Genomic DNA, 25,040 nt, shown 5'->3' on the forward strand with positions numbered 1-25,040 from the left:
TTATTTCTTGTAGCTACTAACCTAAATACAATAACAATTTAATCTTCTTGTTGGAGATCACAAGAGCATTTTGGTGAATGCCATTTTAATAAATATGGATGTACCACTTGCGCTCAACTACATAAGAATCCGTCAAGGTTTGAATGGGTATAAAAAAATCCTCAACGATCAGTCATAAGGCTGACGTTGTAGGATTTTCTGCGTTTTAACTATCAAATTATTACAAAAATGAATAAAAATAAGAAAATTCTCCATGGTCTTATAAATGATGAGTATGAGCACCCGTTTGACAAAAGAGCTCTTGATGCCCTTGAGTCTACTCCAGGATTGGAAACCGTGGGAAAGTTTATAACCAAGAATACTGTCGAGAAAATTTTCACGATTCAATATACGGGTAGTAATTTGAAAGTTACGGCAAGCAATTATCCTCGCCTTTATGACTATCTAAATTATGCTTGTGACGTATTAGATGTAGATCGAAGGCCGGAATTATATGTACAATGGGGGTATGACATCAATGCATTTACTACAGGCTCTGAGAATCCTGTTATGGTGTTGAATTCTGGCTTGCTTGATTTGTGTAGCGAAGATGAAATTTTGTTTGTCATAGGCCATGAATGCGGGCATATCAAGTCAAATCATATGCTTTACCACATGATGGCTCAAATAATTAATAGTATTATTGATGAGGTTCCTGGTGGAAATTTTGTTGCTTTTCCACTGAAATTTGCGTTGTACTATTGGAGCAGAATGTCAGAATTTACAGCGGATAGAGCCGGTTTGTTATGTTGTCAGAATATGAAAGCCGCAGTCAGCGCATTTATTAAGATGTCTGGATTACCGATTCAAGAATACAGCAATATTGACCCCAAATCATTTGTGGAACAAGCAAAGAATTTTCAACAACTTGACTATGAGAACCTGAACAAAATCATAAAATTGATCCTTATAGCACAAGCTGATCACCCTTGGACTGTTATGAGGGCAGGTCAGTTAATTGACTGGGTTGACTCGGGTGATGTAAAGAATATAATGATGTCTCACTAGTAATCATACTATTAATTCTTGCTTTAACACAAGATCGGAAGACAACAATTAAGGTTGAGGAATTATTATTGAATTATTAGAAATATTAAAAAAATATACAATTATGGCAAAAAACGATTTTACAGCGGAAGCTGCGGAGAATTACGAACAGAAATGTTTGTGTGTTTTAGTGTTAGATGTGTCTGGCTCCATGTATGGAAAGCCTATAGAAGAGTTGAACAAAGGTCTTCAAGAATTTTACAACGAGATTTCTACGGATGACACAACTAGTCAACGTTTAGAAGTTTCACTGATTACATTTAACCAAATAGTAAGAACGGTACAAGAACCTGCCTTGGTTGAGAACTTCACAATGCCTCAATTAGAGGCAAACGGATCGACTGCCATGGTCAATGCTGTAAATGAAGCAATTGATAAAGTTGCTGCTCGCAAACAGTGGTACAAATCCACTGGTCAGGCATATTACCGCCCATGGATAATTCTGATGACAGATGGAGAACCTGATTCAGACCAAGATGTCGACATGCTAGCTCAACGAATCAAGCAGGATACAGCGAATAAACGTTATGCATTCCTTCCTATTGGTGTTGAAGGTGCAAAAATGGAAATATTAGATAAAATCAAGGGTAATATACCTCCCATGAAACTGCAAGGAACAAAATTTAGCTCATTTTTTAAATGGTTAAGTGCAAGTATGGGTACAGTCGTTACAGCAGAAGAAGGCCAACAAGTTGATTTGTCAGCGGGAGCAGACGATTGGATGGCGGCATTTACAATTTAACTCTAAAATGAATTACTGAACTTTCGCAAGTGAATATTCATTCATCAAGCGACTAATTTATACATTTGATATAGCTTATGGAACTTAGGATTGGCATCAATAACCGCAGAAAGCAGTTCACTGGCATCGGCAGAGATCATCTCTGCGATTTCCAGGATGGTGTCCAATATAAGTTCCCATATCCTGTCCGAAGCGGACAGCTCGAGAGTGTTGCCAGTGGTATCACGGAAGAGCGCCCCGACGGTTTCGTAGGCTTCAAACCGCTTCACCGTGCAAAGTATGTTGTACTGCATCATGATCAGCGTAAAGCTGGCAATCTGTGCAGAGAAGTGTACGCTCTGACATCTGCCGAAGTCGAGCAGTTGCTTCTGGTCGTGATAAGCCACCTCGGTAGTCCAGCGGATAGCGTACGTCCTGTATGCTTTGAGAAAACTAAGCGAGAGGTCCGTAGTGAGCAATCCATTCCAAAGCCCATTCCTGCCTCGTTTCGAGAAGAACAAACGCACGGTGGTACCTGCAAACTTCACATCGATGGTGCAGTAGGTACATCTGAGTGTCCTGTTATGTTTGGTGAGGCCCTGCTTCTGGAGCTTCTTGATAATCTGCTTAGCAGTCAAATCACCCCACTGGGTGTGGTATTTGGTTTTTCCAATCTTTATCATACCAATCAAATGACACTTGATGTGGCGGCTGGTAATCAGGCGAACGAAGTCTGCACTGGTAAACCAACTGTCAACCAGCAGATAGTCGAAACGTATTCCACGCTTGATAGCGTACTTCACCATCTCGATTGCCTTGTCAGTCTTCTTCATGGTGTATTCTTTTATGCGCTCCTCAACACATTGCCCCGTATAGTCGGCAGAGAAACGCTCACTGCGTTGCTTGTCCGTCAACCCTTGCTTCTTGTCAGGATTACAGCCTTCTTCACCATGAAGCGAGAAATCGAGAAACAATTGGCTCATGCCATCGCACAGAAGCAGCGTCAGACATTTGTAGCCGAGGATGCTCTTATGTTGGATATGAGAGAAAACCTTGCCGATAAGTTCACTCTTGCGACCACTCTTTGGAGCGTCTGTGTCATCGATAATCAGGCAGACAGGCTTGTCATGCTCAGCCTCGGTGCTACGGCTGATCTTACGCAGCAGCTGGAGGTTCATCGCATACAGCAGTTTGCGCCACTTGATATCACCATCATTCATAAAACGATAGAACATGTCCTTCTCACAACAGAACAAGCGGCTTAATGAAGAGCCAGAGTACCGGTATGCATTCCTGACGACGAAGAAAGGGAACAGCATCAAAAGATTAAGGACCTGCACGTTCGTGAACTTGCAGTTCTCTTTCTTCTCTGTCCCTATCTGCTCCGGACGTATGTTTATGCACTCCATCACTCTCATAATCGCATTAATTGCACGGTTATTCTCATTTTCTGAGAAAAAGCTTCTCAAATCTGAAATAATTGTTGTACCTTTGCTCACGGCTTCTAAGTTTGAACTTTATTTTTTGGCGATTATAAAGGTACTCATTTCCTGTGAGTTACACAAACTTCGAAGCCTTTTTTATTCCTATTTTATGTTAAATTATGCAGGTGCGCCATCACTTGCGAAACTTTAGTGAATTAGTCATGGCGAAAAACGATTTCTCAGCAGAGGTTGCTGAAAACTATGAGCAAAAATGCTTATGTGTTCTTGTGTTAGACATTTCTGGCTCTATGAACGAAATAGTTGATAATACTGGAACTGTAGATACAGGAAAAACTATTTTTGTTGATGGTAAAACATATAATGTTGTAGAAGGTGGAATCTCCAAATTGGATAATCTCAATGAAGGTTTAAGAGCCTTTTATGATGAGATAGAAAAAGATGACACAACTAGTCAGCGATTGGAATTGTCAGTTGTTACATTTAACGACTTTGTGACAACAATTCAAGAGCCCGCTCTTGTATCTAATTGTCATGTGCCAGAACTGATGGCTGATGGAGATACAGCCCTTGTTGATGCTGTTTATGAAGCGATTGATATGGTAGCTGCAAGAAAAAAATGGTATAAAACAACAAATCAGCCTTACTACCGCCCATGGATAATTCTGATGACAGATGGTGAACCTAATGAGGGGCAGGACATCCAGAATTTAGCGCAGCGGATTAAACAAGATACAGCAGATAAACGTTATGAATTTCTACCTATTGGTGTAGATAATGCTAATATGTCTATACTTCAAAGCATCCAAGGCAATATTCCTGCGATGAAATTAAAGGGAGCAAAGTTTAGTTCGTTTTTTAAGTGGCTAAGTGCAAGCATGGGAACTGTTGTAACTGCTGATGAAGGTCAGAAAGTGGATTTAAGTAATGGAGCATCGGATTGGATGGATTCATTTACAATATAATAAGGTCATATGAGGAAGCATTTTCTAGTTATTTTTAGTTTGTTGTTATGCGCAAATAATATATGGGCACAGCTAAACGATTCTGTACTCATAGATTGCTATGGAGCAATTAGAACAGACATGGTTAGAACTGTTTGCCAATTTGTTGGCTTAAAAAATGATTCTGTCCTAAACAGTATTTCAAATTCTAGCCTAAAAGCTTTTAAAGATGCTATTGCCGAACAAGACACGTTAATTACCCTGATGGCGGTTGCAAAACCGCTGGACGGTAAAGACGTATTAACATATTGGAAAAAAATGCGTGAAATGCGTCGAGATTTTCAGTATCGGTTATCAATATTCTTTCCCCAAAAAGAAATTCAGATAGAAGATACTTTTCGTAAGTACATTCTGCAAATAGATGATCTCACAAAAGAGTGCAATACGTTCAATGAAGATACGACTTCAACACTAGAGCTATATGCAAAAGCATATCCTTCTGGCCGTTTTTCAGAAATTGTTTCATCCACAAGAAAGAAAGTCTCATCTAATAACGTAAAAAAGCAGGATGGCAAAACAAAGGAAAACAAATCAATAGAAGATAATAAGAATCAAAATATGGGTCAAGGATTATTATATACAATCAAAGCTTTCCTAATAACACTATTTAAATGGTGTATCGGCTTGATTCTCACAATTTTATTAATTGTAATCGTCATTAGGAAATGGAAGATAATAGTTTCATATATAAATAAATTGTATTCAATGTTAATGCATAATAATGTTATTATTGATGCAGAGGATTTGCAGGATGAAGAAAAGATAGATGCTGATTCTCCATTGGAAGCTGGCAAACCCTCAATTGAAGTTGTTGCGGAAGAGAATAGGAAAGAAAGTATTCAAAGCGAGGAAAACGGCTTACAAGGAGCAGACCAAGAAACACCTCCTCCCCCCAAGCCCCAACCGAAAAAAAAATCACAACCAATTGATCCGAAAGGAAAGAGCACTGCTGTAGATGCAGATGAATGGATTATTATTGGAGCCTCTGTTCAAGGTAATGGGCACGTAAGTATGGATTTGCCTTGTCAAGATAGCCATGCATATGAATACATTAGAGATGGATGGGGTATTGCGATTACCTCTGATGGGGCTGGTTCTGCCCAATTGTCTCATATAGGCTCTGCTGCTTCAGTCGCACGCGCAATGGTTCATTTTAAAGATCTTATTGAAAAAGAAAGATGGATTGAAAATGAAACTCTTCCATCGGATATTGAATGGATGAAAATGTCATATCAAGTATTGAAGACGGTAAGAAATGAACTTGAACTATTGGCAAAAAATAACAAATGTGACATAAAAGACTTAAGTGCAACAATAATAGTCATAATTCATTCTCCGATTGGTTTGTTGTCTGTGCATATTGGAGATGGAAGAGCCGGATACAAAGACATGAATGGAGAGTGGCATTCTTTGATTACACCCCATAAAGGTGAAGAAGCTAATCAAACGATTTTTATACCATCTGATTTTTGGAATATTCAGTTCTACGAGATGTCTGGTGTAACAGTTCCTGAGTCAAGAATAGTAAGAGAACAGGTTTCGGCATTCACATTGATGAGTGACGGATGTGAAGGTACATCTTGGCTATGTAATCAATATAATGAGTCGATAGGAAAGTACTATGATCCCAATATGCCCCATAGAACATTCTTCGATTCTCTGCTAGAGACATTACAACTTTTTAGGAAAGAAAATACACCTTTTGAAGAGCGAAAAGAAAAATGGTACAATTTTATCAAAGAAGGCAATAAGTCTTTTAAGAAAGAGACAGATGATAAAACTATGATTTTGGGAGCCCTATATATGTAGTAGCATATGGAAGTATACACGTCAAAACATGAAAAGATAGTCCTCAAAAATGATGCTTTTTCTTCTGGTGGAGAGGGAGAAGTTCGTAATATTGTTTCCGGACCATCAAGATTTAAGAATATTTGTGTAAAAATATACTACCAAAAGAAACGTACGCCAGAACAAGAAAAAAAAATAAAGTATATGATTTCCAACCCACCTGCAAAAGTAGATGGAATAGGTTTTTTGATAGGTTGGCCTTTGGACTATGTAACTGATGCAGGCGGAAAGTTTTTGGGGTTTGTAATGCCTCTTGCATTTCCAAATAGTAAGCAATTAATTACATTAACAGCTACGAAGCTAAGCAAGAAATTGGATTCCGGGTGGCATGACAGATACGACCGTGCAAATGGTAAAAGTGCGTTGGTAGCAAGAATGAAGCTTATATGCAATATAGCTATTCCTATTCATATTCTTCATTCTACTGGCAAATATGTTTTAAAAGACTTCAAACCTGAGAATGTATTGATAACACATGATGGACGTGTTACAATTGTAGACATGGATAGCGTCCAAATTTCTGAGGGTAACAGGTTGTTGCATGCGGGTATGGCCGCGACTCCCAATTATATGCCTCCAGAATACTATAATCAAGGTGTTGGAAAAGCAAAGAATGCTTTGCTACATAAATCTTGGGATTATTTTGCAATAGGTGTCGTATTTTATCAAATTTTATTTGGGTTACATCCGTTTGTTGTGACCCCATGGGTTCAGCAAGATGCTGATAGTAATGAAATATATCAAAGTATATCTCAGAATCTGTTCCCCTTTGGCGTCAATAGCCATAAGATAAAGTCCTATCCGGAGTTACATGACAAATTCAAAGTGCTTCCAAAGCAACTTCAAGATTTATTCCTTCGTGCTTTTTCGGACAGCCCTTCTAATCGTCCCGGTGCAGAAGAATGGGGAAAGTGTATTCATGCATTAGTAAAAAATGCAGGACCAATACCAGTACCCAAGCCTAGACCCATCCCCCAACCTCGGCCTGTTCCAAAACCGCAACCGGCCCCCAAGCCCCAGCCTACTCCAAAGCCGAAGCCGGCACCAAGGCCAACCCCAACACCGTTACATCCTACGGAAAGCGAATTGGGGAAATGGAATTGGGGCGCATTCTTCCTCAATTGGATATGGGGACTCGGCAATGGCGTATATTGGCCTTTAGTGCTTATCATCTGCAATTTTATTCCTTATATAGGGTGGATAGTATCTCTGATTATATGTATAGTTCTAGGTGCCAATGGAACAAAATGGGCATGGGAAGCCAAGGATTGGGATAGTTGGGATTCATTTAAAGATACGCAGCATAAGTGGGCTGTTGCTATATGGTGGATTCTGGGCATTGCATTTGTAATTGGTTTTATTGCAGGATTATCAAGTTAATCAAATCGTAGTGAGTAGTTTAGCTACTCACTACTATCTTCTTATCAATATGGAACAGTACGACATTTTCATAAGTTATTCGCGGACTGATATAAGGCTCGCAGAAGAAATTCAACGGACTCTGGAAAAATTTGGACTGCGCTGCTTCAGAGATACAAGTGATATTCATATTAGCGAAGATTGGATTGATGTGTTGTCAGATAGAATTATGGACAGCAAGGTTTTCTTGTTGTTAGGAAGTTCTAATGCATATCGTTCTAAGTGGACAAAGCGTGAGGTGCTTTTTGCGGATAACAATCAAAGACAGATAGTTCCATATATGATAGACAACACTCAATTACCTCCTAGATTAAGTTTCTTGTTGGGTAATATAAATCAGCGCTCTATGAGTGATTATCCAGTAGAGCAACTTGTAGATGAGTTGAAAGGATTAATAGGTTATCCAGCTGTACCATCTAATCTAGATCCTAAGCCCCTCTTTCCAAAACCTCCAAAGGTACAAGGTGTGACAGTTCTAGAACCGTCTCATTTTCCATTTATTAAAGGGAAACCTTTAGAATTTGTTGTTAATGGAATCAAGTTTAACATGATGCCAGTAAAGGCAGGGAAATTTGTAATGGGTACCACAAATCGAGGCAATGGTTTTCCTGCTCATGAGGTCCAATTATTGAAAGATTATTATATTGGTGAAACTGAGGTTACTCAATCTCTTTGGGAAATAGTAATGGGTAATAATCCTTCACATTACAAAGGTGCATTACTCCCGATTGAAACTGTTAGTTGGGACGAATGTCATAATTTCCTAAAAAAACTAGGAGAGATAACGCATCATCATTTCCGCTTTCCAACAGAAGCAGAATGGGAGTTCGCCGCCAGGGGAAGAGCTTCAAACCCAGAAGAAATGTACGCTGGTAGTTCTGAAGTTTGGAATGTCGCTTGGTATAGTGAAAATAACAATAATGGAACAAGCCCTGTGAAGCAGAAAATGAAAAACGAACTAGGGATTTACGATATGAGTGGAAATGTCAATGAATGGTGTCAAGACTTCTATGCCAGCTATCCCAATCGAAAATTGATAGATCCCAAAGGACCTACAACAGGAATTATGCGTGTCGCGCGAGGAGGGAGTTGGTACGAAAATGAGGCGAAATGCAGAGTATATGTCCGGAATAAAGCATTGCCTTCAACAAGGAGTTCAAACCTTGGATTAAGGTTAGCATTAAGTTATGGTAGTTAATGGTAATTCTATAAAAGTTGCGCCCGACACAAAACAGGGTTATTATTATGTCTAAAAATTTCAAGTATCAAATGTGGGCAGGCTTAGGTGGCTCAATGATTTTATTCTGCATGCCGCTTGGTATTTACACCTGCTTACAAGGGATGAAGTTACAACGTCGTTTGAAAATTGGTGATTATGAAGAGGTCGAGAAATGCGTATCTCGCATAAAAATCAGTTGGGGAGTGGTTATTGCTTTTTATGTTCTGTTGATAATATTGGCGGCTACCGGAGCATTTGATTAATCACATTGTAATATAGTGGGCGTATAGGGCATTGTCTTATACGTCCATACAATAATATTATGAAGAAAGTTGGATTGGGCATTTGTACATTGTTTGTATTGACCATTAGTACTTACGCATATTATCATTATAATGCTTGGTCAGAATGGTCTCCTGTTTGTGCATTCAAATTGTTGATGGGACTAGAATGCCCTACATGTGGTACTCAACGTGCTTTGTTCTATCTTTTGCATGGGCAATGGAATGAGTGCCTAATGCAAAATCAGTTTCTTATATATGTGATGTTTTGTGTAGTTTTGTTCTGTGTGTTAAGATTATTTAAATACCAACATTCATATAATGTTACCTGTTTCTTCTTTTTGCTAGGATACCTTATATGTTTTATAATTCGTAATATTCCTAAAATTCTTGCGTCATGATTTTACTCTTTTATAGCATTTGTGTTTTTTTTCCATACGGTTTGCTTATATACTATTACAAAGTGCTTGCTCTTCCTCAGATGGACAAGTATGTTAGTAGAACTTTCATCGGGATATTGTTGCTAGACTATATGACAAAATTTATAGCTGCAGTTATGCTTAGCGAAGACATTATTGATGATGATGGGTTTGGCCTGTTCGTGATGTATGTTCCAATAGTAACGTGCTTGATAATATTTGTTCTAAACAAATTAATTGGACCCAAGGTAGATGCTAGAAAAATAAAGAAGTTATCAGTTGGTCGAAAAATGACATTAAGCCGTTTTCTATGCTTATTACTACTGATTCTCAATCCTTTTATTACAACAGAATTATACCTGATGGCTTGTGGTTTTAACGGAATATGTGATTTTTATGAGAGAATACCATATTTACAGGAACAATTAGATTGTAAGACTGCAATAGAAATAGAACAGTTTGGTATGGGTTTGTTTTTTTTGTTAATTATCTATATTGTTATTGTTCTTTTGGCTGTAATTTCCATATTTAGACAACAAAATAAAAGGAATAATGGTATTACTCTTTCAAAGATAACGACTTCTACATCTCCCATCCTCTTTCTTCGTTCTTTTGAATTAAACAAAAGTACTTTGTCAAATCGTTCATTTGACGAACACCTTTGTAATGGCTTCCCAATTAAAGACCAACCAGTAATTTCTCTTGCAGACCCCGATGTTGCTTTTGCTGAGGGTACAATCAAAATTCAAGCAGAAGATTCTTCCTGGAAAGATGCTATCATCAAACTTTTTGAAAGGAGTAAAGCTGTCATTATGTTTGAAGGAAAATCAGATGGATTGAACTGGGAAATTGATAATATTAAAAAGTATATTCCATATGATAGGTTCTTTATAGCGACTCCTCCTGATGATTACCGCACGGTAGCTTGGGTGACAGGAAACTCGTACGCGTCAGCATCTTTGAAGTTTCAAGTATGGTGGGCTCAACATTTTACTAAAAGGAGTATAAAATACGCATATAATTATATATGGAAACGATTTTCGGAAAGGCTTTCTAAAGTTGGAATTGTATTACCGACAGAGCAACCTGGTAGTGGTTGTTTGATAAGTTTTGATGAAAGATGGGATGTAAAAGATATTTACCGAGGGCTTGTGGGGCAGGATTTCTTTAATAAGGTCATCTCGTTGATTCCAAATGACAGAAATGATAATTTTGATTATGAAGTTCTTCAAAAAAGTATAGACGAATTTGAAGTAAAGGGGCAAATAACGCCAGATATAGAGAAGCGTTGCAAGAGATTTTCTAACTGGATTCTGCTATCTCAAGTTTTATTGTTTGTAACTATTATTATAATATGTGTCAATATGTTTTTGTGAAATTTGAATATAAATGATCACAAAAGAGTTGCATATTAATAATTCGATAGCCAGGATGGTCTTTGGTAATATACTTGATAGTCATGTTGAACTTATTGTTAATAGATGGCATGGAGATAGTTACTGACATCATATCATAGAAAAACAACAGGGCTATTCCTCAGAATAAAGACTATATTTGAGATCAAGAAGCTTTTACGATTATGACAGAATTGACTTCTATACAAAAGGAACAGCTACTTTGGCAAGTACAACGACAAGGTCATTCAATAAAAGTTGACGAAGTCGCATATTTAATAAAGAAGTATGAAAACTTGGAGGTTAAGGATTTTGCGCCCCCTATTTTGCCACTTGAGATATACGAACAATTAAAAGAACTGTTTACAGACTATCAAGAGGAAGATGCATGGAAACAACTATTGCAGAGACCAAAAGGAAGTGAGGACGAATTGTATGAACTTATAAGAGAAACAGAGTCCTATATATCTTGTTATAGGAGTTCAGGACTATCACATGTCAATGAAGCCTCCTCTATGCTCCTCGATCTCAGATCCAGGTTAGAGTTGTTGCAGCATGCAAGAGAGCAGCGTGCATGGGAGAACATTTCTAATAAGCCACACGTTAATGAACACGAGCTGTACAAGTTTATACAAGAGCATGTAAATTCTCCAGTCATTAAAGAAGCACGGGGACTTCTTGCTATGCAACATACCAAGATAAAAAAAATGCAGCACTCTAAACCTGTGACTTATATTCAGAAAGTAACTTGTCATGATTCAGAAAAAAGAAAAAAAACAGATATATCCCATATAAACGATAGTAATATCAGGTTGTGTGTTGAATGTCATCATATTATTAATATAAATGATGAAGATAACATATTTTGCCCAAGGTGCGGAGGGGTACTTAATAAAGTTGAACAGGAACAGCCAATGGGGGAACGAGGACTTCCAAATTGTCTATTGGGTTTGCTGAAAATGCCTTTTAGCTTAACGCGTCTCCTAACTTCAAATATTTCTTCTCTGGTAAAGGACTGTATTCGTTCTATTGATAGTAATGATAATGAAAAGGATGCAGTGTACGATAATGTGTTCTCTTCGATTTTCGCTCCAGCAGAGGTGAAACCCAAATCGCATATACAGGTGCAGGCATATCTCCATCTCTATGAAGAAACAGAAATGGTAAAGGCGTTGGCACTGGAATCAGACAAAGATGCAGAACGTCGAGACTATTTACCACTGCAATGCAAGCTAAAAAATGCGGATAAGGTAGATGTGCTATTGAATATATATGGTGAGATGCTGTTGATGTCAGAAAAGAAGAGTGTTGTTTGGCAAGGTTCTTTCACCAAGTGTAGTTTTGACTATTTTGTTCCAAAGGACATAGATGTGGATGAGTTGAGTTGTATGGCATTACTTTCAGTCAATGGCATACCTGTGGGCGAAATGAGGTTCATTACGAAGATTGTTGAAGCGCCAAAGAAACTGAATCCAGAGATTGTAGCACACAAATATAATAAGGTGTTTATCTCATACGCTCACAAGGATGAAGCGAAAGTCAAGTCTTTCCATGAAGGCCTGAAATTGGCTGGTATTGAGCATTTCTTTGATCGTGCCTATCTGCAGGCTGGCGATATATTCCCGCAGGTCATAAAGAACTACATCAACACAGCAGATTTGTTCGTGCTTTTCTGGTCGGAGAATGCCTCAAAGAGCGAGTATGTTGAAAAGGAACGCAAACAGGCGCTAGAACGAGCCTTTCCTCAAGTGAAACCTCAAGAAGCCCAACTCTCAATTTACCCCATGAGTATTGAACCGCGTGCTGAATTGCCAAGCGATATGAAAGAGAATTATCATTTTGGAGAAATAGATACCATAAATCGTTGATCAGAACTATAAGAAATGAGGACAGACTATGTATGGATTGTCTACGGAATCTCGGACTATAACTAGGTGGATATGCTCTGGAAACAGTAAATATAGTTCTTTAAGTGATTTTTTTTTATTAAAATGGTCGAGTTTTCCATTTTTTTTTGTACTTTTGGGACGTAATAACCTAAAACAAGAACAACTAATTTTAGTATAATGGCAAACGAGGTATTTATATCTTATAGTCGTAGGGACTTTGATAACGTGCACAGAATAAAGACCGAGATAGATCAGGAAGTTGGTATCAACTGTTGGATGGATCTTGACGGAATTGAGAGTGACAAACAGTTCGTGGATGTTATTATCAAAGCGATTAACCGCCACGAGGTTTTGTTATTCATGCTGAGTAAATCTTCGATGGAGAGTGGATGGGCGTTGAAAGAATTACGTTTTGCTGAGAGAAAAAAGAAAAGAATCGTTTTGGTTCGTATTGACGATTCTGAGATGAATGATGATTTTTCCTTTCTTTATGGCGATAAGGATATCATAACCTGGAATATCCCAATACAGCGTAAGAAATTGTTGCATAATTTGATTGTATGGACCGAGAGTCTCAGGGAGAAAGAGGGTAAGCTTAAGGCTGAAGTAGATGTAAAGAAAATAAAAGAAGAGATATTGGCCATTGAGAAGAAGGGGCTTGATTTGTATGTGCAAGAGAGAAGACTCTACGATGATATAGTTCTCAAGAAAAGACTGATTGGTGAAGGTCATTTGCCTTGTCCTGTATGTGGCACTATTAATGATGTTAGCGTCTTGTATTGTCCTACTTGTGCTTGGACGTTTGTTCCTTTTCAGTCTGCAAAGGTAGACGAAAAGAGACTGAAGATTGCAAAAAAGTTATGGGAGAGTCGTAATATGGCTGAAATAGCTACCAATGCCGTCTCTTTTGATTCTTTCCCACAGCCCATTATGGAACTGATTCACGATATGGTCTGTGTTGAAGGTGGTACATTTACAATGGGAGGAACTCGTGAACAAGGTGAAGATGCTTTTGATGATGAGAATCCTGCTCATAAAGTGACTGTTTCCCATTATTATATCGGTAAATATCCTATTAAGCAAGATCAGTGGGAGGCTGTGATGGGTAATAATCCTTCTCATTTCAAGGGAGATAAACTACCAGTTGAATGTGTTAGCTGGTTTGATTGTCAGGAATTCGTTAAGAAACTTAGTGAAATGACAGGTAAACGCTTCCGTCTGCCTACTGAAGCCGAATGGGAATACGCAGCACGTGGTGGTAAGAAAGGAAAAAGATACAAATACAGTGGTGGTAATATCTTAAATCAAGTGGGCTGGTTTAATGAAAATAGTGGGGGAACTTCACATGAAGTTGGAAAAAAATCACCAAACGAGTTGGGACTTTATGACATGAGCGGTAATATATGGGAGTGGGTACAAGATTGGAAAGGTGAGTATTTACCAGAAGATCAAGTGAACCCAACCGGTCCAGATACTGGCATAGAACGAGTATGTCGTGGTGGCGGATGGAACCGCGAAATAGATCGGGCCAGAGTTTCCTATCGTGGTGATGACCAGCCAGACCTCCGCTATTGCAGTCTTGGTCTGCGAGTTGCGATGGAAGATATTAAGGATATGGAATAAAAATCTATGAAGTAGAAAACTATGACATCGCAAATAATAAACAGATAATTCGCGGACATTATCATTGTTATGGCAGAATAAGATGAGTTATAAGTGATTTGGGAGGCCCTGGTGGCATTATTTGGTCCTTATCAAAAAGAAAAAAGTAACAACTAAGAACAAATATAGGAATTATGAGTACATTTATTATTAATCTAAACGATACTATAGCAATGAATGATTCGGCTGTAGTGGAACTAGCCAAGATAGTTAATGCCAGTAACTCTTGTGAGGTAGAGACAAATTGCCTAGATGTTGCTATCGTTGGTATTATATGCTTGGCAATTATTATAGTTGCTTTAATTGCCAAATGGGCAATATGGTCGTGGAAGAATGCAGAACTAAAGGCTGCTGATGCTGAACAAAAAGCTATAGAAAAAAAAGAAAAGGAAGAATGTGATAGAAAGCAAAAAGCAGATTTGTTGAATAAAAGAATAGAGATGCTGAATGAATTCTGTTATGAAGTACCTCAAGACGTGAAACCAGATAAAAAGGTTTTGAAATCTATATCAAGTAAAGAAGTAAAAGAGTATCTTAAAGCTTTAGGGTACGAAATTAGTGAAGTCCACGAACAGAATAAAAAACAGGTATTCAATGAAAACAAAGAATAGTAGACGGCTGTGGCTTAAGTTCGATAGGCTACTGTCAAAAAGCTTGCTCAGGCAGTTTGGCATTCTTGGTGTTGTTCTTATTTTTGCGCTGGGCCTTTCATACCTGATGCTTTCATGGTCAGGCACTCAGTGGAAAGAATTTTGTGAGGCTGAGCATCTTAATCAGTATCTACTGCCTCTCTATCTTCTGACGGACTCAAATGCGCTGAACAATCTATATATGGGTAGTGATAACACTCATGTGCATGGGTGGATGTTGATAGCCAGTAGTCTTATTTTCTTGTTTGGTGCGTTTGTCTTCAATGGTATCATTATCGGTATCATCACTAATTCCATAGAACGACGGGTGAACAATCATAAAGAGGGCCGTATTCATTATTTGAAGTCGGGCCATTACATTATTATGGGCTATGATGAGATGGTCCCCTCATTCATTTCGTATATCCTTGATAAGGACAAAGAGGCATATATACTGATTCTTACCGCCAAAGAGACTACGAGTATCAAGGAGCAGCTTTTGAAGTCATTCGGAGAACAGCAGATGGGGCATGTCATTATTAACTATGGGCATAGGATTTCAACAGAGGCATTCAAAGATATCTATTTGGAGGCAGCAGAAGAAGTTTTTGTCGTGGGTAATCATTCTAATGCAGCTCACGATGCCATCAATGTAGAGTGCGTTGATAGTATTTGTAGCTATCTGAAGGGACAAAATCAGAGACCAGCTCGGATAACCTGTGTGTTTAAGGACTTGGATACATATGCAGCCTTTAAGACTACCGAAATATTTGGTGACGTCAAGAATCTTGGTGTGGAATTTGTTCCTTACAACTTCTATTCTGGATGGGCTAAACAAGTATTTGTCAAACGGCTGTACAGAGACTTTGATAATCCTGGTAAAGAATACAGGTATCCCCTTGTCTATGGCAAAGGCATTAAGGCTGACGATGAAAAGTATGTTCATTTGGTGTTCGTTGGCACTACCAACTTTGCCGTTGCCTTTGCCATGGAGGCGGCTAGTGTGCTTCATTTTCCCAATGGTCCAAAGGTAAAGACACGCATTACCTTCATTGACATGAATGCCGACAAGGAAAAAGATGAGTTTATCACTCGCAATCGCCATTTTTTTGAGGTACAGGAATATATGTATAGAGACCTTTCAACTGAACCTAAGGTTGTGCCAAGATATATAGGAAGAGAATATTTGAAATTTTCAGGCAAAGACGCAAACTTTCTTGATGTGGAGTTTGAGTTCATCAAGGGCGATGTCTTCTCAAGGAAAGTACAGGATGAGATTAGTTGTTGGGCTGAAGAACATAAAAAGGACAAACAATGTCTCTCAATCTTTCTTGCTTTGGCTGACCAGCGTCAGAACTTCGTCCTGGGTATGAATATGCCTGATGAGGTTTATTCTTTTGAGGTGCCGGTGTTTATCCGGCAGAATCGTTCCGATAACTTTGTGACGAATCTCCGTAATGCAGACACAAAGAAAAAAGACAAGAAGCTAACGTATTCGTTTGTAAATGAGAATGGAGAAGTTGTGTCTAATGATTGTGATGCCCGCTATGCACACATCTATCCCTTTGGAATGAATGAGACGGCCTTTAGTGCTGATGATCACTCGTTAAAACGTGCAAAACTCATTAACTATCTCTATGAGACTGCTGACTATGAAACGTATAAGTTCCAAGGAATTCTAGTTCTTGACGCAATTCCTGAGAGTAAGATATGGGATGATGCAAATACGTATTGGCAGAAGTTGTCAGTAGCTCTGAAATGGTCAAATCTCTATAATTCATACACAATGCGTACAAAGCAGAGAACACTTCGAGTAATGCGTGGACTAGAAATTGATGACGAAAGTCGTGATTATGATACCCTATCAGATTATGAGGTGGAATTGCTGGCTATAGTTGAGCATAATCGCTGGAACGTAGAAAAACTGCTAATGGGCTATAGGAAGCCAAGGAAAGAGGAGGATAAATATGAGTATCCTGATTTTGTTGGTAAGCTGAAAAAAAATAAGGAACTCTTTATTCACCACGATATTAGGCCATTTGGTCAGTTGAATACCATCAAGGAATTGGACTACGAGTTTTCGCGTTACATTCCATGGATTATGAAAATGACAGAAAAATGAGAGAATGACTGATCAAGAGATTATACAAGGGCTGATTGCACGGGACAATCGGGTGACGGAAGAGTTTTTCTTCGGCAGTTGTCGTCCGTTGTTCCTTAGTGTGATGAAGTTGGTATTCAACTATGAGGTAGATTATGACGAAATGGTGAATGAGTTGTATATCTACCTCATGGAGGATGATGCTGTGAAGTTACGAAACTTCCAGTATCGAAGTACTGTATACCAATGGCTGAAGATTCTCTCTATTCGTTTCTTTATAAAGAAAAAGGGACGAATGATAGATGATAAAAGTAAGGAAACTCCTTACGATATGAGAAGTATGCATTGTTTGACAACAGAGAAAGCTTCAGAGAAAGGAGATGTGGAACGGCTGTTCACCTGGATGAATAATAAGCGATATGTGCTTGTGATTCAACGGCTGATTCTTGAGGATTGGGAACCAGAACAATTAGCAGAGGACATGGGTATTACTACAGCAAACCTATACAATATTAAGCGACGTGCAATGACTCAACTGACGCGTGTTGCTCTTAACGATATTAAAGAATATGGCAAATAAAGAATATATATCAGACGAATTGTTGGCTGCATATCTTGACGGAAATACCAACGAGAAGGAAACTCAGAGTGTACTGGATGCGATGAAAGCGGATCCAGAACTAAGAGAAGTACTTGACATCGCTCTGCAGGTAGAAGATGATAATGCTCAAATTAAGAAAGATATTCTTCCAATGTTGCAGATGGCGGCAAAGGGTGGGGAGAATATCTGTGCTGTTTTCTGTGAGATTTTTATCTTGCATCGCCGGGGTATACCATATAATCAAGAAGAACTGCTCTCGTCGGCCAGACTTAGAGGATGGCTTAAAGCTAAAGGAACCCCTCTCTTCTGTATAGGTAATCTGTTGGCATATTCTGGGCTAATGGTTTGTAGGAGGTACGACTCTACACTCTCTGATATTCGTCAGGCTCTAAAAAGAGACAATGATGTGGTGGTGGGTGTCGATAGGGAGAAATTGTATGCAGAAGAGATTGATATGGAGGACTTGACAAACCATGCGGTAGTGGTGACTCACATAGAAGATGACGCAGTCACCATATTCGATCCTTATCAGGAACCTTATATCTCGAGGATACCTGTTACGGATTTCATGAATGCATGGAAGGAGTCTCATCATTACATGATCCAGGTGCTTCAATCAGCAGATGAATATGAACCTCATCCTGTAAAACTGGAAAACATCATCATAGATGAAGATTTAGAAGAATTGCAGGAAGCTATTGCAGAAAATGCACATGAGGTATGGGCAGAAGCAAGAATCAAAGAGGGGTGGACATATGGTAGGGAAAGGGATGATATAAAGAAGACACATCCCGACCTTATCCCTTACTCTGCGCTACCTGACAGCGAAAAAGAGTATGATAGGCTTATGGCGCTTGAAACAATTAGATTGGTAAAGAAACTAGGATTTGATATTGTAAGGAATAAAAGATGACGATAATCATTATGCTTGTAGCAGCACTTCTTCCGGCCGTATTGTTATGGTTGTATGTCTGGAAGAAAGACCCTCAAAAAGAGCCCACCTCATGGTTGGTGAAAGCAACTTTGTTGGGTGTGGCATTATGTATTCCTGTTGCAATATTGGAAATGGGAATCGAAACAGTCTTGTTTGGCGTTGATGGGGGACCAACTAATCTTGCTGATACAACGATAATGGCTTTTTTCGTGGCTGCCATTCCTGAAGAGTCCTTTAAATTACTTGCGTTATGGCTGATATTACGGAAGAATCCATTTTTTGATGAACATTTCGATGGCATCGTATATGCAGTATGCATAGGTCTGGGGTTTGCTGCTATGGAAAATGTTCTCTATGTATTTAACGATGAAGAATGGGTGACAGTTGCTATCGGTAGGGCTCTGTTGGCGGTCCCCGGACATTACGCCTTTGCTATTTTGATGGGATTCTATTTTTCGATTTATCGTTTCGTAGATAAATCCCCCAAAATCGCCGCCTGTATTTTACTGGTTCCTGTCTTAGCACATGGAATATATGATTCTCTGGCTATGAGTAGCATTGTAGACCCGAGTATTGGTGGAATCAGTGTTTTAGTTCTTATTTATTTCTGTGTTAAGATGCATAAAGTAGCCAGAAAGAAGCTGCTTGCTTTGAAAGAGGTTGATAAATGTGATGATGAATTAAGTTTTACTTAAATATTGTATGCTTATGACAAATGAACAGATTATACTGCTTTGCAAAAAGAAGGAACAGGAGTTGATTGAGACGTATTTTGGAAACCTTGTTCAAGAGGCGGCCTTAATTCGTCCTGAGACTATAGAAGAGTATTCTAAAGATTTGCCGTTGAAAATAGAAGCGGAGTATAAGGCGTTTCTTGAAAAGTTATGGGAGGAAAATGCTCCTGAAGAACTAAAAGGTACCCCGCTCGTATTGGAAGAGCAAACATTGCGTAAGTTGATGACAGATGATGACCGAGAGCTAATAGATGAGGCTTATAAGGATGCAATTGAACAGACTCTGTGGGAACGTATAACCAAATCGAACCATAAGGATGTGACATATTATAAAGGATTGCTTCAAGAATATACCCGTGATCTTTTGATGGTGATGCGGGAGGATTTCTTGGAAGAGATAACTGGTCGGCATATTGGTAACAAAACATTTGAATAATACAAAACAATTAAAGATATGAATAAAACTACTGCCATTCCAAATTATGAAGAATGCGTAAAATACGCATTAGAGATGAAAGGATATAAGGGAGATACGTTTAAGGATACGGACTTACGTGTGTTTGAACGTCGAACTGCAAATCCTGGAACCGTGTTTACGGCTTTACGAAAAGGTGGTATCGTGATTCCTGTGGTCAACGCATCCTTACTGGGAGAATACAAAGTAGGGGAAACTGCCACCGTTGTTATCCGCGCCAATCAGATAACAGATATGGTGGACTTGTATGTTCCTAAGTCTAATGATATTCAAACATTCCCTATTTCTGCTTTTGTTGAAGCATGGGAAGCTATGGGAGGACTCTGCACAACAGCATTCCCTGTAGATGTTAAGACTTATAATCCAAAACTCATAGATCTGGGGCATGTACAATTGCCTGAAGGCTTCGATGAACTACGTGAGGCTATTGCGGAAAATGCACATGATATGTGGGCCATAGAGCGTCAGAGTGAAGGATGGACATTTGGACTTAAACGAGATGATTCTAAATTGGAGACGCCAGATATGGTACCATATGCTCAACTACCAGAGTCTGAGAAACAATATGATCGGCTTATGGCGGAAGATACGTTGAAGCTACTGATAGCATTGGGGTATAAAATAGAAAAGGGATGAACAATAAATCTCAATCGCAAGTGATAGGTTTGCTGCTAAGGTTGCCTCTCTATCAGTAGTTACTAATTAATGGAAAAAGAGATGAAAATAGAAAAGTACACACCGCAGCCATTGGACGTCTCAGATGTTAAGCTGCCTGAGGATTTGGAACAGCTGGTAGAGAAAATGTCGAAGAATGTACATGAGGTATGGGCTGAGAGTCGAATGAAACAGGGATGGAAGTATGGTCGTCAGCGTAATGATGAATTAAAAACACATCCGTGCCTTGTGCCATATGAGGAATTGCCCGAAGAAGAAAAGGAGTATGACCGCAATACCTCGATTGGGACTTTGAAACTAATAATGAAACTGGGATTCAAAATTATTAAGTAAAAAAGATGTAGATTGATAGAAAGAGTCACTTCGGTGGCTCTTTCTTTTTGTACACTTTAAGAGAAAATGCTTATGAAGATTTGGAACTTATTTAAAAGAGAGAAGCGTCAGGTGGAGCACAGGATTTTTTCGTGCTCCATCCATGATGATGTAGAGATCCTGGGGCAGGTGTTTCATGGACTCCAGGATATTGATGCGCATGTGGAGATGGTGAAATATGAAGGCTCTAGTCGTGAACCGTGGGATTATAAACCAGAGAAGCATGGTAAGGTTCATGTGGGAGAGATGCTGATGAGGTATCCGTGTTTCGACTCCTCGGATTATTTGTATGAGAACAGGTCGTATCATAACTTTATTCTGCGTGACAGACCTATTGCTTCTTCGGATATGAGACGGCTGGAGCAGTTGCCTTCACATATAGATGCCCTGCGTATAGATGCTTCTGTGCCTGAGGATATGCTGCCCATGGTGTATTATGTGGGGGATGGTGATACGATGATTGTGGCTGTTTGAAATGACAATATAAATTGAAAGAGTATGGAACAGGTAACAAAGAAAGTGTGGAAATTTGTCGCAATAGGAGCGGCGATTGTCGTAGCCACGATTGTGGCTCTGTTGGTATGGTGTATAGGAAAGGCTGCCTATGACGAATATCATCGGGAGGTGCTGTGTTTTGATCCGGACTGTGTGAATGCGAAGTTCCTCAGCGAGAATGTGTATTTTCACAGTCTGGATGATGGAAAGGGGTATGTGTTTAATAGCCTGACTCGTGAGAAAACCATCAAGGACATTAAATGGATTGCGAGACCGAATGAGGGGGATTCGCTGGTGTGCTTTAAGCAGGGCGAGAAATGGGGATACTTCAATATGAATACGGGACGTGTGGCTATAGAACCGCGATATGCTCATGCGTGGATCTTCTCTGAAGGATTGGCCTGCGTGGATGACGGAGGTCGGTTGAAATTCATTGATGGCATGGGCAAGGTGACAATCGACACTAAGATGGCATACGTGCCTGAACATGATTCTTATGTGTTTCATCAGGGGTATTTCATCACTTCGACAAATGATGGTGAGAAGATGGGACTGATGAACAAAAACGGTAGTATGGTGTTGCCAATGGAGTTTGATAGGATAGAATGGGCGCATGACTTCGAGTATCTTTGTCTGAGGAAAGGTGATGAGATGGGGGTACTGGATAAAGAGTTGAAGACGGTGCTTCCAATGATGGCGTGTGACCTGGAGGTAACATGGGAAACTATTGATGTGACGATGGCTGATCATACGATTTGTAAATACGACCTGCAGGGGAACCTTATAAATGATTTCTATATCGCAGAACTGCATACCCTGGAGTATGAGAAGGATGAGGTGTATTATCATCATAAGAAAAACGAGGAGTATGGCGAGGAGTATGATGAGGTGGTGGAAGGACCTTTTCATCCTACGGGGACGGCCAGACTGCGTGCGTATATTGCGGGAAATGGGCATGAGGGACTGATAACTGCCGATGGACATGTGGTGACGAAGCCGCTCTATAAGGAGATAGAGGCTATAGGGTATGATTTATATCTTTGTTCAGTGACATATTACGACAAGGTGATTGTTAACGGCAAAGGTGAATTGATAAGATAGAGAATGTGCTGTGGAGAGGATGAGGATAGGGGCGATAGCCATGATGGCCTTGATATTTGTATGCATCGTTGCAGGGAATATCAAGAGCTGTGAATGGGGTGGGGAATCGGAGGAGGAACTGGTATGTGATGTGCCTGACTATGGTGAGGAGATGCAGGGGGAGGAATCTGTGGACAGCATCATAGAGTATGAAGACACGCATCATTATGTGCCTCCTGTGATTCCTTCGTTTGTAGAGAGTCTGTTGCTTTGCGGCTGGTACTTTCCACTTCACGATTCCCTATAAGAAGGTGCAGCCATTCTTGACGCAGAAGGGCAGATGGTGTATCTCCAATAGAAGCCCCTTGTTACACCATCTGTGTTGTAGCCAATAAGAAATCAGTGTATATCACGCCTGCAGCATTTGCAGATGTAGTGAATCCACTGATGAAATGGTTGTTGGGAAAAACTTCTTAATCGCGGAAACGCTTGGTGAGGTCGCCATAGGCCTCGATGCGGCGATCGCTGAGGAAAGGCCACCAGCGGCGTACCTGCTCAGAGCTGCGACATCGGCAGCTATCTGGAGAAGCTGCTGGGGTAGGGACCTACAATTTCGACATGAACCTCTCCTTGTCGCCCACTTTCGTGGGTCTGAGATGGGATGACTCGATATGGCCACCAACGGTGGTGCATCCCTCTGGCAACTATCATATTGTAAATCCTTATGTGTTGTCATTCTCGCTGCAAAGGTACGAAATAATGTGGGCATAGAGAATGTCTGAAGGCGATAATACTCGCTCTGTCCGTTAAAGATTATTATATTACAATTATTATAGTATGATAATTGAAGTATAATAATTATCTTTGCAACATGTCTGAAAAGAAGAAAGAATTATATCTGGATTTTGACGAGTATATACGCCAGGGTGAACCTTCGCAAAAGGAGAAAGCTTCTATCTGGCAGACGGCTATTGGTCTTCAGGCTGTTGATGGCCTGAAGGTTTCTGACTATCTGAAGGAGACGGCCCAGAAACATATTGAGGGCGAGATAGGTATTGACGAGGTACGTGAACTCATCAAGACTTATTATCAATCGAAGACACGTCGTGAGCCTGATGATGATGAGAAACAGGAGGCGGATAAAGTATCCTCCAACATCACAAAGATTCTTTCTTCTGACACTTTGGACTTTAGCGCAAATGGTTATATAGCCCTTCATCGCAGAATTTTTGAAGGCGTCTTCAAACATGCAGGTGAGCTACGCCAATACGACATCACCAAGAAGGAATGGGTGTTAGAGGGCGATACCGTGCATTATCTGAACTGGGAGGACTTGCGCCGGGCATTAGACTATGATATTGCTGAGGAGCGCAGTTTCAGTTACAAAGGTCTGTCTCAGGACCAGTTAATCAGTCATCTTACCCGTTTTGTGTCGGGTCTATGGCAGATTCACGCTTTTGGCGAAGGTAACACGCGCACCACGGCAGTGTTTACCATCCTCTATCTCCGTCATATCGGTTTTAAGGTGACTAATGACATGTTTGCACAGCATTCATGGTATTTCCGTAATGCTTTAGTGCGTGCCAACTATAAGAGCGCTGTTTTAGGCATCGACTATTCACCTATCTATTTGGAGCGTTTCTTCCGCAACTTGCTGCTGGGTGATGGGTGGGACCTTCGTAATCGATACCTTCACATCCATCCTACAGAAGAGTGGAAGGTGCAACTGAATCGCGCGGTGACAAATGGAGACACTTGTCAAAGCGACAAGTACCCGACAAGTACCCGACAAGTACCCGACAAGCTTGATGCTGTCAACCCCAATATTATCAAATTGGTACAGATAATTGGTGAGCAAGAGATGACGGTGAAAGATTTAATGACATCAATTAGTCTTAAGGATAGAGAAAACTTCTTGAATCTTTATCTCAATCCAGCCATCAGCGAGGGCTATGTCCGTCTGCTTTATCCTCAATCCCCTCGCCATCCTCGTCAGAAGTACCTGCTGACTGCAAAGGGATTGGAAGTGCTGAAAGGTGTGTAACATACATGGTTCGCGAAAGTTGAATAAATAATAAAAAGGGCTGACAACTCAAAGTTTGTCAGCCCCATTTTATAGTTTGCATTTGCAGTGATCGGAGCAGAGAGTGACAAGGTTTTCAGTACGATGTAAACGATGTTGACAAGCAATTCAGTTTAACCCGGTGAAAACTGTCAAGTGAGTTTAGGAAAAGGCAATTAGCATCGCCTTACCTTCGCTTTAGCCTGCTTCTAGCCTGCTCCATGGAGCAGCTTAGGAGCAGCTTAGGAGCAACCTAGGAGCAGGCTAGGAGCAGAGTGATAGCAGCCTAAAAGCAGGCTAAAGCATTTCTTAACAGTAAAGTATGTAGTTCGCTGATTTAGATTGGTAGTTTAAATCTTACGACTAGAATCTGTTGACGGATAATTAAGAACTATTTTCAGTTGACAGCCGTCCGCGGTACGACTGATTTACGTTTACTATGATGCTTTCATCGTCGTTTCCTACTTAATGTTTGCCATGCTCCGAGGCTGGATGATG

24 protein-coding genes are annotated in these 25,040 nt (G+C 39.9%); 23 read left to right on the forward strand and 1 reads right to left on the reverse strand.

The genetic code is table 11. The features are described from left to right. The first annotated feature begins 228 nt into the window (after window positions 1–228). On the forward strand, window positions 229–1,047 hold the full coding sequence (locus tag L6466_RS04290; RefSeq protein ID WP_237801971.1) for a M48 family metallopeptidase: 819 nt from the start codon (window positions 229–231) through the stop codon (window positions 1,045–1,047). Between the two features lie 103 nt (window positions 1,048–1,150). Beyond that, a complete protein-coding gene (locus L6466_RS04295) occupies window positions 1,151–1,828 on the forward strand; it encodes a vWA domain-containing protein (RefSeq protein WP_237801970.1) in 678 nt (225 codons plus the stop codon). A 44-nt stretch (window positions 1,829–1,872) separates the two neighbouring features. Here the strand turns inward: L6466_RS04295 and L6466_RS04300 are convergent, their stop codons facing one another. After that, window positions 1,873–3,306: an IS4 family transposase gene (locus L6466_RS04300; protein WP_431356493.1), complete on the reverse strand. Its 1,434-nt coding sequence runs from the start codon at window positions 3,304–3,306 to the stop codon at window positions 1,873–1,875. A 146-nt stretch (window positions 3,307–3,452) separates the two neighbouring features. On the opposite strand from L6466_RS04300, the gene L6466_RS04305 reads away from it, so the two are divergent. The 21 genes from L6466_RS04305 to L6466_RS04400 all read left to right on the forward strand — a co-directional run bounded on the left by L6466_RS04305 (window position 3,453) and on the right by L6466_RS04400 (window position 24,524). Then, window positions 3,453–4,214, forward strand: coding sequence for a vWA domain-containing protein (locus L6466_RS04305; protein WP_237801968.1), 762 nt, complete (start codon window positions 3,453–3,455; stop codon window positions 4,212–4,214). A gap of 9 nt (window positions 4,215–4,223) precedes the next feature. Then, the gene (locus L6466_RS04310) at window positions 4,224–6,062 is read left to right on the forward strand and encodes a PP2C family serine/threonine-protein phosphatase (protein WP_237813085.1); all 1,839 of its coding nucleotides are present in this window, start codon (window positions 4,224–4,226) and stop codon (window positions 6,060–6,062) included. Between the two features lie 6 nt (window positions 6,063–6,068). Further along, window positions 6,069–7,481, forward strand: coding sequence for a protein kinase domain-containing protein (locus L6466_RS14270; RefSeq protein ID WP_284438423.1), 1,413 nt, complete (start codon window positions 6,069–6,071; stop codon window positions 7,479–7,481). A gap of 49 nt (window positions 7,482–7,530) precedes the next feature. After that, on the forward strand, window positions 7,531–8,718 hold the full coding sequence (locus L6466_RS04320) for an SUMF1/EgtB/PvdO family nonheme iron enzyme (protein ID WP_237801966.1): 1,188 nt from the start codon (window positions 7,531–7,533) through the stop codon (window positions 8,716–8,718). 47 nt (window positions 8,719–8,765) lie between these two features. Further along, window positions 8,766–9,002, forward strand: coding sequence for a hypothetical protein (locus L6466_RS04325; RefSeq protein ID WP_237801965.1), 237 nt, complete (start codon window positions 8,766–8,768; stop codon window positions 9,000–9,002). Window positions 9,003–9,061: 59 nt separating this feature from the next. Next, on the forward strand, window positions 9,062–9,421 hold the full coding sequence (locus L6466_RS14305) for a DUF2752 domain-containing protein (RefSeq protein WP_431356508.1): 360 nt from the start codon (window positions 9,062–9,064) through the stop codon (window positions 9,419–9,421). Between the two features lie 131 nt (window positions 9,422–9,552). Then, window positions 9,553–10,815, forward strand: a complete 1,263-nt coding sequence (locus tag L6466_RS04330; RefSeq protein ID WP_237801964.1) for a hypothetical protein — start codon at window positions 9,553–9,555, stop codon at window positions 10,813–10,815. A gap of 203 nt (window positions 10,816–11,018) precedes the next feature. Then, window positions 11,019–12,701 carry a toll/interleukin-1 receptor domain-containing protein gene (locus L6466_RS04335; RefSeq protein WP_237801963.1) on the forward strand — a complete coding sequence of 561 codons (1,683 nt, stop codon included), beginning with the start codon at window positions 11,019–11,021 and terminating at the stop codon, window positions 12,699–12,701. A gap of 198 nt (window positions 12,702–12,899) precedes the next feature. After that, window positions 12,900–14,345 (forward strand): SUMF1/EgtB/PvdO family nonheme iron enzyme, encoded by a 1,446-nt coding sequence (locus L6466_RS04340; RefSeq protein ID WP_237801962.1) that lies wholly within the window; start codon window positions 12,900–12,902, stop codon window positions 14,343–14,345. Window positions 14,346–14,518: 173 nt separating this feature from the next. Next, window positions 14,519–14,995 carry a hypothetical protein gene (locus L6466_RS04345; protein WP_237801961.1) on the forward strand — a complete coding sequence of 159 codons (477 nt, stop codon included), beginning with the start codon at window positions 14,519–14,521 and terminating at the stop codon, window positions 14,993–14,995. Next, on the forward strand, window positions 14,979–17,135 hold the full coding sequence (locus tag L6466_RS04350; RefSeq protein WP_237801960.1) for a hypothetical protein: 2,157 nt from the start codon (window positions 14,979–14,981) through the stop codon (window positions 17,133–17,135). The genes L6466_RS04345 and L6466_RS04350 overlap by 17 nt, the downstream gene beginning before the upstream one ends. A 52-nt stretch (window positions 17,136–17,187) precedes the next feature. Continuing rightward, window positions 17,188–17,694 carry a sigma-70 RNA polymerase sigma factor region 4 domain-containing protein gene (locus L6466_RS04355; RefSeq protein ID WP_237801959.1) on the forward strand — a complete coding sequence of 169 codons (507 nt, stop codon included), beginning with the start codon at window positions 17,188–17,190 and terminating at the stop codon, window positions 17,692–17,694. Further along, window positions 17,684–18,628 (forward strand): RyR domain-containing protein, encoded by a 945-nt coding sequence (locus tag L6466_RS14310; RefSeq protein WP_431356509.1) that lies wholly within the window; start codon window positions 17,684–17,686, stop codon window positions 18,626–18,628. The genes L6466_RS04355 and L6466_RS14310 overlap by 11 nt, the downstream gene beginning before the upstream one ends. Further along, window positions 18,625–19,344 (forward strand): PrsW family intramembrane metalloprotease, encoded by a 720-nt coding sequence (locus L6466_RS04365; RefSeq protein WP_237801958.1) that lies wholly within the window; start codon window positions 18,625–18,627, stop codon window positions 19,342–19,344. The genes L6466_RS14310 and L6466_RS04365 overlap by 4 nt, the downstream gene beginning before the upstream one ends. Window positions 19,345–19,357: 13 nt before the next feature. Next, window positions 19,358–19,819 (forward strand): hypothetical protein, encoded by a 462-nt coding sequence (locus L6466_RS04370; protein ID WP_237801957.1) that lies wholly within the window; start codon window positions 19,358–19,360, stop codon window positions 19,817–19,819. 18 nt (window positions 19,820–19,837) lie between these two features. Next, window positions 19,838–20,494: a RyR domain-containing protein gene (locus L6466_RS04375; protein WP_237801956.1), complete on the forward strand. Its 657-nt coding sequence runs from the start codon at window positions 19,838–19,840 to the stop codon at window positions 20,492–20,494. 69 nt (window positions 20,495–20,563) lie between these two features. Continuing rightward, window positions 20,564–20,866: a RyR domain-containing protein gene (locus L6466_RS04380; protein WP_237813087.1), complete on the forward strand. Its 303-nt coding sequence runs from the start codon at window positions 20,564–20,566 to the stop codon at window positions 20,864–20,866. A gap of 72 nt (window positions 20,867–20,938) precedes the next feature. After that, window positions 20,939–21,379, forward strand: a complete 441-nt coding sequence (locus L6466_RS04385) for a hypothetical protein (RefSeq protein ID WP_237801954.1) — start codon at window positions 20,939–20,941, stop codon at window positions 21,377–21,379. Between the two features lie 24 nt (window positions 21,380–21,403). Next, a complete protein-coding gene (locus L6466_RS04390; protein WP_237801953.1) occupies window positions 21,404–22,501 on the forward strand; it encodes a WG repeat-containing protein in 1,098 nt (365 codons plus the stop codon). Between the two features lie 19 nt (window positions 22,502–22,520). Then, a complete protein-coding gene (locus L6466_RS04395; RefSeq protein ID WP_237801952.1) occupies window positions 22,521–22,787 on the forward strand; it encodes a hypothetical protein in 267 nt (88 codons plus the stop codon). A 564-nt stretch (window positions 22,788–23,351) separates the two neighbouring features. After that, window positions 23,352–24,524, forward strand: coding sequence for a Fic family protein (locus L6466_RS04400; protein WP_237801951.1), 1,173 nt, complete (start codon window positions 23,352–23,354; stop codon window positions 24,522–24,524). Window positions 24,525–25,040 lie beyond the last annotated feature (516 nt).

Source organism: Prevotella communis, from assembly GCF_022024175.1.
Lineage (GTDB): Bacteria > Bacteroidota > Bacteroidia > Bacteroidales > Bacteroidaceae > Prevotella > Prevotella communis.